This window comes from Sphingomonas sp., assembly GCF_017745215.1.
GTDB lineage: Bacteria > Pseudomonadota > Alphaproteobacteria > Sphingomonadales > Sphingomonadaceae > Sphingomonas.
In genome coordinates, this window is record NZ_JAGHZV010000013.1 from 62471 (window position 1) to 75090 (window position 12620).

The 12620-nt window shown below is 70.5% G+C and carries 13 protein-coding genes; 4 read left to right on the forward strand and 9 right to left on the reverse strand.

All coding sequences use genetic code 11. The annotated features are described in order from the left end of the window. Window positions 1-88 precede the first annotated feature (88 nt). The 4 genes from J7495_RS13820 to J7495_RS13835 all read right to left on the reverse strand — a co-directional run bounded on the left by J7495_RS13820 (window position 89) and on the right by J7495_RS13835 (window position 4229). The gene (locus J7495_RS13820) at window positions 89-1102 is read right to left on the reverse strand and encodes an alpha/beta hydrolase-fold protein (protein WP_294057188.1); all 1014 of its coding nucleotides are present in this window, start codon (window positions 1100-1102) and stop codon (window positions 89-91) included. A 13-nt stretch (window positions 1103-1115) separates the two neighbouring features. Continuing rightward, window positions 1116-2474 (reverse strand): Gfo/Idh/MocA family oxidoreductase, encoded by a 1359-nt coding sequence (locus J7495_RS13825; RefSeq protein ID WP_294057189.1) that lies wholly within the window; start codon window positions 2472-2474, stop codon window positions 1116-1118. Window positions 2475-2600: 126 nt separating this feature from the next. Further along, window positions 2601-3761 (reverse strand): Gfo/Idh/MocA family oxidoreductase, encoded by a 1161-nt coding sequence (locus tag J7495_RS13830; RefSeq protein WP_294057190.1) that lies wholly within the window; start codon window positions 3759-3761, stop codon window positions 2601-2603. 18 nt (window positions 3762-3779) lie between these two features. Then, complete coding sequence (locus J7495_RS13835; RefSeq protein ID WP_294057192.1) at window positions 3780-4229, reverse strand: cupin domain-containing protein; 450 nt, start codon at window positions 4227-4229, stop codon at window positions 3780-3782. 218 nt (window positions 4230-4447) lie between these two features. Between J7495_RS13835 and J7495_RS13840 the strand changes: the two genes are divergently transcribed. Beyond that, a complete protein-coding gene (locus J7495_RS13840) occupies window positions 4448-5242 on the forward strand; it encodes a DUF72 domain-containing protein (protein ID WP_294057193.1) in 795 nt (264 codons plus the stop codon). A 30-nt stretch (window positions 5243-5272) separates the two neighbouring features. On the opposite strand, the gene J7495_RS13845 is transcribed toward J7495_RS13840, so the two are convergent. The 5 genes from J7495_RS13845 to hemC are packed head-to-tail and all read right to left on the reverse strand — an operon-like array spanning window position 5273 to window position 10026. Next, window positions 5273-6391 (reverse strand): CaiB/BaiF CoA-transferase family protein, encoded by a 1119-nt coding sequence (locus J7495_RS13845; protein ID WP_294057194.1) that lies wholly within the window; start codon window positions 6389-6391, stop codon window positions 5273-5275. Beyond that, window positions 6391-7575, reverse strand: coding sequence for an acyl-CoA dehydrogenase (locus J7495_RS13850; RefSeq protein ID WP_294057195.1), 1185 nt, complete (start codon window positions 7573-7575; stop codon window positions 6391-6393). The genes J7495_RS13845 and J7495_RS13850 overlap by 1 nt, the downstream gene beginning before the upstream one ends. A gap of 12 nt (window positions 7576-7587) precedes the next feature. Beyond that, complete coding sequence (locus J7495_RS13855) at window positions 7588-8430, reverse strand: hypothetical protein (protein WP_294057196.1); 843 nt, start codon at window positions 8428-8430, stop codon at window positions 7588-7590. Window positions 8431-8461: 31 nt separating this feature from the next. Next, window positions 8462-9118: a uroporphyrinogen-III synthase gene (locus J7495_RS13860; protein ID WP_294057197.1), complete on the reverse strand. Its 657-nt coding sequence runs from the start codon at window positions 9116-9118 to the stop codon at window positions 8462-8464. Next, entirely contained in the window at window positions 9115-10026 is a 912-nt protein-coding gene (gene hemC / locus J7495_RS13865; protein ID WP_294057199.1) for a hydroxymethylbilane synthase, read from the reverse strand. The genes J7495_RS13860 and hemC overlap by 4 nt, the downstream gene beginning before the upstream one ends. Window positions 10027-10067: 41 nt before the next feature. On the opposite strand from hemC, the gene tsaD reads away from it, so the two are divergent. Genes tsaD through J7495_RS13880 form a run of 3 tightly spaced genes read left to right on the forward strand, consistent with a single transcriptional unit; the run spans window position 10068 to window position 12606 of the window. Next, window positions 10068-11096, forward strand: coding sequence for a tRNA (adenosine(37)-N6)-threonylcarbamoyltransferase complex transferase subunit TsaD (gene tsaD, locus J7495_RS13870; protein WP_294057200.1), 1029 nt, complete (start codon window positions 10068-10070; stop codon window positions 11094-11096). Next, complete coding sequence (locus J7495_RS13875) at window positions 11093-12076, forward strand: NAD(P)H-dependent glycerol-3-phosphate dehydrogenase (RefSeq protein WP_294057202.1); 984 nt, start codon at window positions 11093-11095, stop codon at window positions 12074-12076. Before tsaD ends, J7495_RS13875 begins: the two co-directional genes overlap by 4 nt. Then, on the forward strand, window positions 12073-12606 hold the full coding sequence (locus J7495_RS13880; RefSeq protein WP_294057203.1) for a DUF1697 domain-containing protein: 534 nt from the start codon (window positions 12073-12075) through the stop codon (window positions 12604-12606). Before J7495_RS13875 ends, J7495_RS13880 begins: the two co-directional genes overlap by 4 nt. The last annotated feature ends 14 nt before the right edge of the window (window positions 12607-12620 follow it).

A 12620-nucleotide genomic window follows, 5' to 3' on the forward strand; every position in this document is an offset into this window, starting at 1 on the left:
GGTCGAGGGATGCCACCGGATATGGATCGCCGCGCGCGGTGCCCAAGTCATCCGAAGGTTTTGGGGCATCGGCTTTGCAGCCGCAGAGCTAAGGCCTGTAATCCGCCCACAGCCATTCGATCGCGCCCGGCAATGTCGCGGCGGTCACGCGCGCGTCCGAATGCGTGCCGCCCAGCGCCCAGACGAAGCGATAGGCATAGCCCTTGGACTTGAGCGCGGCCGCCATCCGCTGGTTGGCGAGCGGCCAATTGTGCCAGCTCGCCTCGGGGTCGTCGAAATGCAGATCCTTCTCGCCCACCGCCATCCACAGGCGGATCGGCCGGGGCGGCGCGTTCGGGATCAGCGTCGCGTGGAACTCCCAGGCACCACGCGGCGTCGCCGGGTCGACCGGCGAGGCCTGGTTCACGAAGGTCCCCGAATAGCTGAGCACGCGGCGGTACCATTCGGGATGGTACCAGGCCATCGCCAGCGCCGCCGACGCGCCCGAGCTCGCGCCCATCGTCGCGCGCCCCATCGGGTCGCGGCGCAGCCTGATGCCATAGTAGCGCTCGACCCGCGGCAGCACTTCGGCCTCGACGAACTCGGCATAGCGGCCCGACATCGTGTCGTACTCGAGCCCGCGCTCGGAGCCCTGCGCATCGCCGCCGCCATTGTGGATCAGGATCGCCGCCATCGCGGGCACGCGGTGCGCCGCGATGAGGTTGTCGAGCACCGTGCCGATCCGCGCGGCATACCATTCGCCGTCCTGCACCACCATGAAGGGCAGCGGCACGCCCTTCTTCGCGCCCGCGGGAATGTAGACATAGACGTTGCGGCGATAGGGCGCGGGCTCGGATTGCTGTTCGTCCGGCGCCGCCATCCGGTTGCCCCAGGCGTCGCGCCGGGCGGTCACGTCGTTCTGGAGCTGGCGGATGCCCGGATAGAGCGCGCTCTCCTCCGATCGCATCACGAAGCCGTGGATCGCGCCCTTGGGCACCGCGGGATCGACCGCCATCTCGGGCGCATCGGCATAGTCGGGGCCGATGACCACCTCCGACTGGTCGGGGCCCGCCGCCGCGGCGGCCAGCAGGAGCAGCGGCGCGGCGAGCAGGGCCCTCATCATCCTTCTATCTCCCTCAGATCGCGTATCTGCTGCGCTGCGGCCGGCTGAGCATCGCCGCCGCCTCGGGATCGCCGATGATCGTCTCCGCCACCGGGTCCCATCTGATCCTGCGCCCGGTCTTCATCGCGATCCAGTGGAGCAGGCAGGTCGAGCACGCCCGGTGCCCGATCTCGGCCGGCGCGCTCACCGCCGCGCCGGTCCGGATCGCGTCGAGCCAGTTCCGGTGCTGCTCGGGCGCCTTGTAGAGATGGATTTCGTTGGGCCCGATCACGCTGTCGAGGATCCTGGGATCGCTCGCGCGCAGCGGCACGTCGGCGGGCTTGGAGGGGTCGGAGGCCGAGACCTGGCCGGTGCGCGTCACGAAGATCCAGCCCTTGTCCCCGACGAACTTCACCCCCGTCTCGAACGCGCCCGAGATCGTCATCGTAACGCCATTGGCATAGCGCGCATGGCTCTCGAACGGCCCGTGCACGTCCCAGAGGCCGCTCTGGGGGAACGCCGCGGTGCCCCAGATCTCGACCGGGCCGGAATGCTCCATGTCCATCCCCCAATGCGCGGTGTCGACATGGTGCGCGCCCCAGCCGGTGATCATCCCCGCGCCGAACTGCTCGCAGCGCAGCCACCCCGGCCGGTCCTCGAAGCTGTTCTGCGGATGGACGCGCATCTCGGTGTAATAGACTTCGGGCGTGGTCCCCAGCCAGGCGTCGTAATCGAGGTTGCGCGGGATCGGCATCGCCGGCGCCGCCGGGCCGGAAGGATCGCCGGGGAGCCCGACCTCGACGTGGACGAGCTTGCCGATCCGGCCGTTGCGCACCAGCTCGCAGGCACGGTGGAACTGCGGCCAGGGGTCTTGCCCGCGCTGCTGCGAGCCGATCTGGAGGATCATCCCCGAGGCCTTGACCGCGTCGGCCATGCGGCGCCCTTCGGCGATCGTCAGCGAGGCGGGCTTCTGGCAATAGACGTGCTTGCCCGCCTGCACCGCATGCACCGCCATCGGCGCATGCTGGTGGTCGGGGGTGGAGATCAGCACCGCGTCGATGTCCTTGGCGGCGAGCAGCTCGCGATAGTCGGTATAGCCGCGGGTGCCGGCGTAGGGCTTGTCGCGCCCCTCGCTGTACCGGCTGTCGACCAGCTGCATCCCCGCGCCGAGCCGCACCGTGTCGAGGTCGCACACCGCGACGATCTGCGCATCGGCGTGCTTGTGGATCTCCTTCATGTCGTGGATGCGGCTGATCCGCCCCACCCCGATCGCGCCGATGGTAACGCGGTTCGACGGCGCGGCCTTGCCGAACACGCTCGACGGCACGATCATCGGCGCGGCGAGCGTCGCGGCGGCGCCCCTGAGCGCGGTGCGGCGGGTGATGCTGGTCATTTGTCCCCTCTCTTCAACTCGATGCCTTTTCAACCGTCATCCCGGCGAAAGCCGGGATCCAGAGTCACCGACGACGTCGCTCGCTGCCCTGGGTCCCGGCTTTCGCCGGGATGACCAAGGGAGAATTCACCCCAGCAGCGGCCGGGTGGCGTTCTGCTGCGCGGTCAGCACCAGCTCGGCGGCGAGCAGCGCCTGATCCTGGTCCTGCCCGTTGCTCGTCCGCTCGACGATATCGGCGATGAACTGCGGCCCGAACGGCAGGTGCACCGCCGAGCAATCCAGATAGCGGATGCCCTTCTTGTCGACGATGAACAGATGATTCCCGCCCGGCTTGCCGGTGATGTCGACGTATTTGCGGAGCTCGATGTATCCCTCGGTGCCGAGGATGAAGAGCCGCCCGTCGCCCCAGGTCGGCAGCCCGTCGGGGGTGAACCAGTCGACCCGGATGTAGCCGGTGCCGCCATTGCCGACCGCGGTCATGTCGCCGAAATCCTCGAACCTGGGGTATTTCGCCCAATGGACGTTGCCGGTCTGCGACGCGACGACCTTGGCCTGGGTGGACTTGGTGTAGAACAGGAACTGGTCGGCCTGGTGGCTGCCGATGTCGGTGAGGATGCCGCCGTAGCGGGCCTTGTCCCAGAACCATGCCGGCCGGCTCGGCTCGCCGACGCGGTGGGGGGCGAGGTTCACCGTCTGGACGACCTTGCCGATCTGCCCCTGCTCGACGAGATAGCCGGCCTGCACCGCCGCGCGCACCTCGAGCCGCTCGCTGTACATCACCGCGAACTTGCGCCCGGTCTCCTTGATCGTCCGTCGCACCTCGGCGAGCTGGGCGAGGCTGGTGATCGCCGGCTTGTCGCCCAGGAAGTCCTTCCCCGCCTTCATCGCGCGGATGCCGAGCGGTGCACGAAGGTCGGGGATCGGCGCACCGGCGATCACCTTGATCGCCTTGTCGTCCATGATCTCTGCTTCGCTGCGCGCGAGCTTGACGTCGTTGCCGTAGCGCTGGCGGAAGGTCGCGATCTGCCCGGGATCCTCGGCATGGAAGGCCACCAGCTTGCCGCCGCCGCGGATCATCGCGTCGGTCATGCCGTAGATGTGCGCATGGTCGAGCCCGACCACCGCGAAGGGCACGCTGTATTTCACATCGGGTTCGGGCCCGGCGGGCGCCTTCTCCTCGCTCACGCCATTGCCCGCGCTGGTCGATTGCCCGCGCGCCGGCAGCGTCGCGGCGAGCCCGGCCAGCCCTGCGCCGGCCAGGATGGCGCGGCGGTCGATCTCGGTCATGCTGGTCCCCTCGATGCGTTATTGGGCCGGCGTGTCGCCGCTCTTCCAGTTGATCACGAAATAGGTCGCGGGCGTATCCCCGACATTCTTCAGCGCATGCTCGCTGTTCGAGGCGTTGAAGATGATCGACCCCGGCCCGACGCGCTTCCAGGTGCCGCCCGACAGCGTCTCCACCGTGCCTTCGCGGACGATCACCAGCTCCTCGTTGGGATGACGGTGCGGCGGATGGCTGGCGAGCCCGCGGTTGAGCGTGGTGATGTGCATCTCCAGCTCCTTCAAGGTCGCGGTGGGTGCACGGACGACGTTGCGGATCGCGCCGACGTCGGTCTCCTGCACGGGGAGCGCGTTCCAGTCCCATACCGCGGGGCCGAGCAGCTCGGACGTCCCTTGCGCGAGCGCCGTCGCCCACAGCGTGGCGGCTACGGCGACGGCGGCAACGCCCAGGTCGCGGCGCGTGAATCGCATCATCCTCTCCTTCGTTCGCGGCCCTGGCGAGCGCACTTGTCTGAGTTATTTCAACGGTAGAAGCGCGCCGCGATTCTGTCCAGCGGCTCGGCTTTCCTTGTTGGGAAGTTCTGGTTATGTTCGCTCGTTGCTCTTCGTCCGAATTCGATGGGGAGGAAGATTTTTCGGCATGGAGAGTGTCAACCGTGTCAACCAGCGTGCGCGAAGGGAGCAGCGAATCCATGGGCGGACCCATAAGAGTCGGCATCGGCGGCTGGACCTTCGAACCCTGGCGCGGGACCTTCTATCCGGAGGGGCTCAGCCAGAAGAAGGAGCTCGAATTCGCCAGCCGCGCGCTGACTGCGATCGAAGTCAACGGCACCTATTATTCGACTTTCAAGCCCGAGACCTTCGCCGGCTGGGCCGGGACCGCGCCCGAGGGGTTCGTCTTCACGCTCAAGGGCTCGCGCTTCTGCACCAACCGCAAGGTGCTGGCCGAGGCCGGCGAATCGGTCTCGCGCTATGTGAAGCAGGGCATCGTCGAGCTGGGCGGGAAGCTCGGGCCGATCTTCTGGCAGTTCATGGCGACCAAGAAGTTCGACGCGCAGGACTTCGCCGCCTTCCTCGACCTGCTTCCCCGCGAGGAAGCGGGGGTGAAGCTCCGCCATGCGGTGCAGGCGCGGCACGAGAGCTTCCAGGTGCCCGAGTTCGTCGCGCTCTGCCGGAGCCGGGATGTCGCGATCGTCTTCGCTGATTCGCCCGAATATCCGGGCGTCGCCGACATCACGACGGACTTCGTCTACGCCCGGCTCGAGGCGGGCGCCGACGAGAATCCGCTTTGCTATCCCGACGCCGAGCTGCCGCGGTGGATCGCCGCGGCCAGGACCTGGTCCGAGGGCGGCCAGCCGGAAGGCCTGCCCTATTTCGGCGAGGCCCCCGCGCCGGTCACGCCGCGCGAGACCTTCGTCTTCTTCATCCACGGCGGCAAGGTACGGGCGCCGGCCGCCGCGCAGGCGATGATCGACGCAGTGAGGTGACTGACTCGCCAAATAAGCTCGTTGGTGGGTTCAGCAGTCGTTCGCCGGCCGCCTCGGCGGCGCCCGGTCTGAGACCATCCGCTCGCCGTCGATCACGATCGGCCCGGCCACGCCCGGCAGCCCGTCGCGCTCGATCCGCATGCCCCGAGCGACAACCTGCGGGTCGGCGAACACCTCCGCCACGCTGTTGATCGGCCCCGCCGGCACGCCTTCGCGCTCGAGCGCCTCGGCGAGCTCGGCCTTGCTCCAGCCGGCGATCGCCGCCTCGATCGGCGGGATCAGCTCGGCGCGGTTGGTCACGCGCCCCGGGTTGGTCGCGAAGCGCGGGTCGTCGGCGAGGGCAAGCCCCAGCACGCTGCAGAGCTTGCGGAACTGGCTGTCGTTGCCCACCGCGATGATGAGGTCGCCGTCCTTCGCCGCGAAGGCCTGATAGGGCGCGAGGTTGGCGTGGCCGTTGCCCATCCGGTGCGGCACCTTGCCCGAGGCCATCCAGTTGAGCGCCTGGTTGGCGAGCACCGCCACCTGGGTGTCGAGCAGCGCCATGTCGATGTGCGCGCCTTCGCCGGTCGCTTCGCGCTGTCGCAGCGCCGCGAGGATCGCGACGGCCGAATAGACGCCGGTGAAGATGTCGGCATAGGCGATCCCCGCCTTCTGCGGCGTGCCATCGGGCTCGCCGGTCAGGCTCATGAACCCGCCGATCCCCTGGATGATGAAGTCATAGCCCGCACGGTGCGCATAGGGCCCGGTCTGGCCGAACCCGGTGATCGAGCAGACAATCAGCCGCGGGTCGAGCGCCCTGAGGCTCGCCGGGTCGAGCCCGTATTTCACCAGCCCGCCGACCTTGTAGTTCTCGATCACCACATCGGCCCCCGCGACGAGCTCGCGGATCCGCGCCTGGCCTGCGGGCGAGGCGATGTCGACCGCGATCGCGGTCTTGCCCCGGTTGGTCGAATGGAAATAGGCCGCGTCCAGCGCCTCGCCGTCGGGCGCGTGGAGGAAGGGCGGGCCCCAGTGGCGCGTATCGTCGCCTTCGCCTGGCCGCTCGACCTTCACCACTTCGGCGCCGAGGTCGGCGAGCAGCTGGCCGCACCACGGCCCCGCGAGGATCCGCGCCAGCTCGACGACCTTGATCCCGTCGAGCGGGCGCATCAGAACGCCGCGATGCCCGTGATCGCGCGGCCGAGGATCAGCGCGTGCACGTCGTGCGTGCCCTCATAGGTGTTGACCGTCTCGAGGTTGATCGCGTGGCGCATCACATGGAATTCGGCCGAGATGCCGTTGCCGCCGTGCATGTCGCGCGCGACCCGGGCGATATCGAGCGCCTTGCCGCAATTGTTGCGCTTGATGAGGCTGATCGTCTCCGGCGCGAGCGTGCCGGCGTCGAACATCCGCCCCGCCTGGAGCGCGGCCTGGAGGCCCAGTCCGATCTCGGTCTGCATGTTGGCGAGCTTCAGCTGCACCAGCTGGTTGGCGGCGAGCGGCCGGCCGAACTGCGCACGGTCGAGCGTGTACTGCCGCGCGGCGTGGAAGCACGCCTCGGCCGCGCCCATCGCGCCCCAGGCGATGCCGTAGCGCGCGCGGTTGAGGCAGCCGAACGGGCCCTTCAGGCCCTGCACCTCGGGGAGCAGCGCGTCCTCGGGCACTTCGACGCCGTCCATCACGATCTCGCCGGTGATCGAAGCGCGCAAGCTCAGCTTGCCTTCGATCTTGGGCGTGGTCAGTCCCTTCATGCCGCGTTCGAGCACGAAGCCCTTGATACCGCCGCCATGCGCTTCGCTCTTGGCCCAGACGACCATCACGTCGGCGATCGGCGAATTGGTGATCCACATCTTGGAGCCGGTGAGCCGGTAGCCGCCGTCGATCTTCGCGGCGCGGGTGCGCATGCCGCCGGGGTCCGATCCCGCGTCGGGCTCGGTCAGCCCGAAGCAGCCGACCCATTCGCCGGTCGCAAGCCTAGGGAGATACTTCCGCTTCTGCGCCTCGGTGCCGTAAGCATAGATCGGGTGCATCACGAGGCTCGACTGGACGCTCATCGCCGAGCGATAGCCCGAGTCGACCGCCTCGACTTCGCGCGCGACCAGGCCATAGGCGACATAGCCCAGCCCGGCGCCGCCATAGGTCTCGGGGATCGTCGCCCCGAGCAGGCCGAGCTGGCCCATCTCGGTCATGATCTCGCGGTCGAACCGCTCCTCGAGGAAGGCGCTGGTCACGCGCGGCGCCAGCTCGTTCTGGGCATAGGCACGCGCCGCGTCCCGCACCGCGCGCTCCTCGTCGGTCAGCTGCGCGTCGAGTGCAAAGGGGTCCTGCCAGTCGAACCGGCCCATCTCAGCCATGCTATCGTTCCTTCAGGCGCCGCTGCGCGCCGGTTGCGGCGCCGGTGCGGGCGGCGCGGGGGGTGTCTCCATGGCGGCGGCTTCGATCTCGTTCAAGGCCGCGCGCGCCGCGACATAGCGCTTCGCCGCGGTCACCCAGCTCGCCGCATTGTCGACCCCGGGCATGTGCGAGACTTCGGCGAGCGCCGCCTCGACCTTGCCCGCGTCGAGCTGGCGGCGCGCACGCAACATCCGGTCCGCGGTGCGCGGGCTCGGCGAATCGGCGGGGCGGAGCACGACGAGGTCGCCGACGACACGGCGGAGCATCATCCAGGGCGAATCATCGGGCGCCTGCGCGAGCCTCGGGGCGATGGTGTCCAGCGCGAGGCGGAGGTCCTCGATCGTCACCGGCTCGCGCGCGGCCTGGATGATCGTCGCGACCGCCTCGCCATGGTCCTCGCCGAAGCGGCGGCGGAGCTGGGGCTCGACGGTGCCGAGCGGAATGCCGCGCTCGATCGCGCGCCTTGCCGCCGAGGCGATCAGCAGCCGCTCGGCCTGGCTGGCATAGCCCGAGGCGGTGCGCGCGCCGGAATCGGTGGTGTTGAGCCGCGATTCGAGCTGGTCGAGCCGCGCCGCCAGCGCCTGTTCGCGCGCCGAGAGCGACGCGGCGTCGGTCCCCGGCGGCGATGCGGGCGCAGGCGCCTGCACTACGGGCGGCGGCGGCGGGGCGGGCGCGTGCCACGACCCGCCGCTCCACTGGAGCACCAGCGCCGTCCCGGCGATGCCGCCGACGAAGGCCAGCGCGCCGATCAGCACATGGGATCCCAGGGGAGGCAGGCCGCGGGCCGGCTCCAGCGAAGGCTCGTCGCCGCTCATGGGGTCCTTATCGACCGGGCAAATGTGCCGGTCAATCGGCGAGCGCGATCGCGGCGTCGAGCAGCGAGTCCGGGTCGGGCGAGGGGGCGATGCGGACCGTCTCCCAGCCTTCGCCCGCCGCCTGCGCCGCGCGCTCGCTGACCGCGACCAGCGCGATCCGGCTGCGATCGAGCCCCAGCTCGGCGAGGCGCGCGCCGGCGCGCGCCGACTGGACGAGCGCCACAGAGCCTTCGATCCGCCGGGGCGCGGGCACGTCGATCGGCTCACTCGCGTAGACGGTGACCACGCGTGTGACGATCCCGCCCGGCTCGACCAGCCGCTCGCGTCCGGCGAGGTGGAGCGCTTGCCGCACGCCCACCGCCTCGGCCTGGGCGAGCAAAGCCTCCGAGCCGCGGTCGCCGATCGACGCCACCGCGAACCCCGCGCGCCGGGCCGCGTCGGCAGTCGCTTCGCCGACGGCATGGACCGGCAGCCCGAACAGCTTGGCGAGCTCGACCCCGCCGTGGCGCAAGGCATTGGCGCTCGTGAGGATCAGCGCGTCATGCTCGGTGGGGTCCGGCGCGGTCCAGGCGATCGGCCGCGTCGCGAACAGCGGCATCCGGATCGCGGTGCGCCCCGCCGCCTCGATCGCTGCCGCGGTCACGCGATTGCCCGGCTCGGGACGCAGCACCGCGATCGGCCTGCTCATCCGCCGAACAGCCGCCGGACCTCGGTCGGCGCGCGCTCGAGCAGGTCGCGCGCGACGGCCCCTGGGAGCGCCGGATCGCCCGGCGCGCCGGCCTCCTGGGCATGGACGTGATGTGCGCCGTCCTCGGAGAAGAGCTCGGCCCTGAGCGTCAGGATCGCGCCTTCGATCGTCGCCAGCGCCGCGACCGGCGAGTGGCAATCGGCCTTCAATGCCGCGAGCAGCGCGCGCTCGGCAGCGATGCAGCCGTGCGTCTCGGGGCAGTCGATCGCGCCGATCAGCCGCAGCGCCTCATGGTCGCCTGCGCGCGCCTCGATCCCGACGGCGCCTTGTGCCGGAGCGGGGAGCATCGTCTCGACCGGGATCGCATGACCTTCGCTGCGCCCCAGCCGCTCGAGCCCCGCGGCGGCGAGCAAGGTCGCCTCGGCCTCGTCCGCCGCCAGTTTGGCCAGGCGGGTGTCGACGTTGCCGCGGAACAGCACGATCTCCACGTCCGGTCGCAGCCGCCGGACCTGCGCCGCGCGCCGGGGCGAGCTCGTCCCCACCCGCGCGCGCTCGGGCAGTGCCGCCACCGACTCGGCGCCCACGATCCGGTCGCGCACATCGGCGCGCGGCAGCACCGCGGCGATGGCGATCTCCGCGGGCCGTACGGTCTCGACGTCCTTCATCGAATGGACCGCGCAGTCGATCTCGCCGTCGAGCAAGGCGCGGTCGAGCTCCTTGGTCCACAGCGCCTTGCCGCCGATCTCGGCGAGCGCGCGGTCCTGCACCCGGTCGCCGGTGGTGCGAATCACGACGATCTCGACCGCGTCGGCGCTCCAGCCGTGCGCCGCGAGCAGCGCATCGCGTACCAGATGGGCCTGGACGAGCGCGAGCGGCGAACCGCGGGTACCGAGACGCAAGGAAGGCATGGCGGCTTGTGCTAGCGGCCCGGCGGCCTAGATGGAAGCGGATGACGTTGATCCTCGGCCTGGAATCGAGCTGCGACGAGACCGCGGCGGCGCTGGTGAGCGACGGGCGGGTGATCGCGGCGCACAAGCTCGCGCGCCAGGACGCGGCGCACCGCCCCTATGGCGGGGTGGTGCCCGAGATCGCCGCGCGCGCGCATGTCGAGATGCTCGCGCCGCTGGTCGAGCAGGCGCTGGCCGAAGCGGGCGTCACCCTCGCCGATGTCGACGCGATCGCTGCGACCGCAGGCCCCGGGCTGATCGGCGGCGTGATGGTCGGGCTCGTCACCGGCAAGGCGTTGGCGCTGGCGAGCGGCAAGCCGCTGATCGCGGTCAACCATCTCGAAGGCCATGCGCTGTCGCCGCGCCTCGCCGACGCCGAGCTCGAATTCCCCTATCTGCTGCTGCTCGTCTCGGGGGGGCATTGCCAGCTGCTGCTCGTCGAAGGCGTCGGCGCCTATCGCCGCCTCGCCACCACGATCGACGATGCCGCGGGCGAAGCCTTCGACAAGACCGCCAAGCTGCTCGGCCTCGGCTTTCCCGGCGGCCCCGCAGTCGAGGCGGCGGCGGAGCAGGGCGACGCCAAGGCCGTCCCGCTCCCTCGCCCGCTGCTCGGCTCGCCCGAGCCGCACTTCAGCTTCGCCGGCCTCAAGAGCGCCGTCGCGCGCATCGTCGGCCAGTACCGCGCCGAGGATATCGCCGCTTCCTTCCAGCAGGCCGTGATCGACTGTCTGGTCGATCGCACCCGTCGTGCGCTCGGCCTCGCGGACGGCGCGACGGCGCTGGTCGTCGCCGGCGGCGTCGCGGCGAATCGCAGCGTCCGTGGCGCGCTCGAGCGACTCGCGGCCGAGAACGGCCTGCGCTTCGTCGCGCCGCCGCTGTGGCTCTGCACCGACAATGCGGCGATGATCGCCTGGGCCGGTGCCGAGCGTTTCGCCGCGGGGCTCGAGGATCCGCTCGACACGCCGGCGCGCGCGCGCTGGCCGCTCGATCCGGATGCCGAGAAGGTGCGCGGCGCGGGAGTGAAGGCATGAGCGATGCGATCGGCGTGATCGGCGGCGGCGCCTGGGGCACGGCGCTGGCGCAAGTGATGGCCTCGGGCGGGCGCGACGTCCGCCTCTGGGCGCGCGAGCCCGAAGTGATCGAAGCGATCAACGACACGCACGAGAATCCGATCTTCCTCCCCGGCCGCGCGCTCTCGCCGCGCATCCGCGCCACCGACGACCTGAGCTGGGTCGGCGAGAGCGAAGCGGTCCTCGTCGTCACCCCCGCGCAGCACATGCGCGCCGTGCTCGCCGACATGCCGCGCCACGGCCAGCCGCTGATCCTCTGCTCCAAGGGGATCGAGGCGGGCAGCCTCAAGCTGCTCCACCAGGTCGCGCACGAAGCGGTCGACGGCTCGCCGATCGCGGTGCTCTCGGGTCCGACCTTCGCGCACGAAGTCGCCGGCGGGCTGCCGACCGCCGTCACTTTGGCTGCCGCCGACCTCGCCACCGCCAACGCGCTCGCCGAGCTGATCGCGCGCCCGACCTTCCGGCCCTATGCCTCGACCGACCTTGCCGGCGCCGAGATCGGCGGTGCGGTGAAGAACGTCCTCGCCATCGCCTGCGGCGTGGTCGAGGGCGCCGGGCTCGGGCTCAATGCCCGCGCCGCGCTGATCGCGCGCGGCTTCGCCGAGATGACGCGCTTCGGCGTCGCCTTGGGTGCGCAGCCCGAGACGCTCGCCGGCCTCTCGGGGCTCGGCGACCTGGTGCTGACCTGCTCCTCGACCAATTCGCGCAACTTCTCGCTCGGGCTCGGCATCGGTCAGGGCAAGCCCGCCGCCCAACTGCTCGCCGACCGCAGGACGGTTGCCGAGGGCGCCGCGACGGCGCCGGTGCTGCGCGAGGCGGCGGCCAGGGCGGGCGTCGACATGCCGGTCGCCGAGGCGGTCTGCGCGCTGCTGAGCGGCGCCGAGGTCGTCCGCGTCGTCGAGGCGTTGCTCAGCCGGCCGCTCAGGGAGGAAGCGCGATGACCGCATGGGCGGCGATGCTCAAGGGGATCAACGTCGGCGGCAATTCGAAGCTGCCGATGGCCGAACTGCGCGAGATCTGCGAGGAACTGCGCTATCGCCAGGTGAAGACGCTGCTCGCCTCGGGCAACGTCACCTTCCATACCGACGGCAGCGCCGCCGAGATCGTCGAGGAGCTGGAGGAAGCGCTCGCCGCGCATCGGCTGCGCACCAAGGTGCTGCTCCGCACGCGCGAGGAGCTCGAGGCGGCGGTGAAGGCCAATCCCTTCCCCGACGCGGCCGAGGCGCACCCCAATCACCTGCTGATCCTGTTCCACCGCGAGCCCTTCCCCGAGGCCCTGCTCGACAAGCTCGCCGCCGTCTATGACGGGCCCGAGCGGCTGAAGGCGGTGGGCTGCGACCTCTATATCGACTATCCCGAGGACATCGGCCATTCCAAGCTTCACCAGGCGACGGCGAAGCTCAAGTTCCCGGCGGTCTCCACGGGGCGGAACTGGAACACGATCGCCAAGCTGATCGCCCAGCTCGGCTAAGGAATACGACTAAG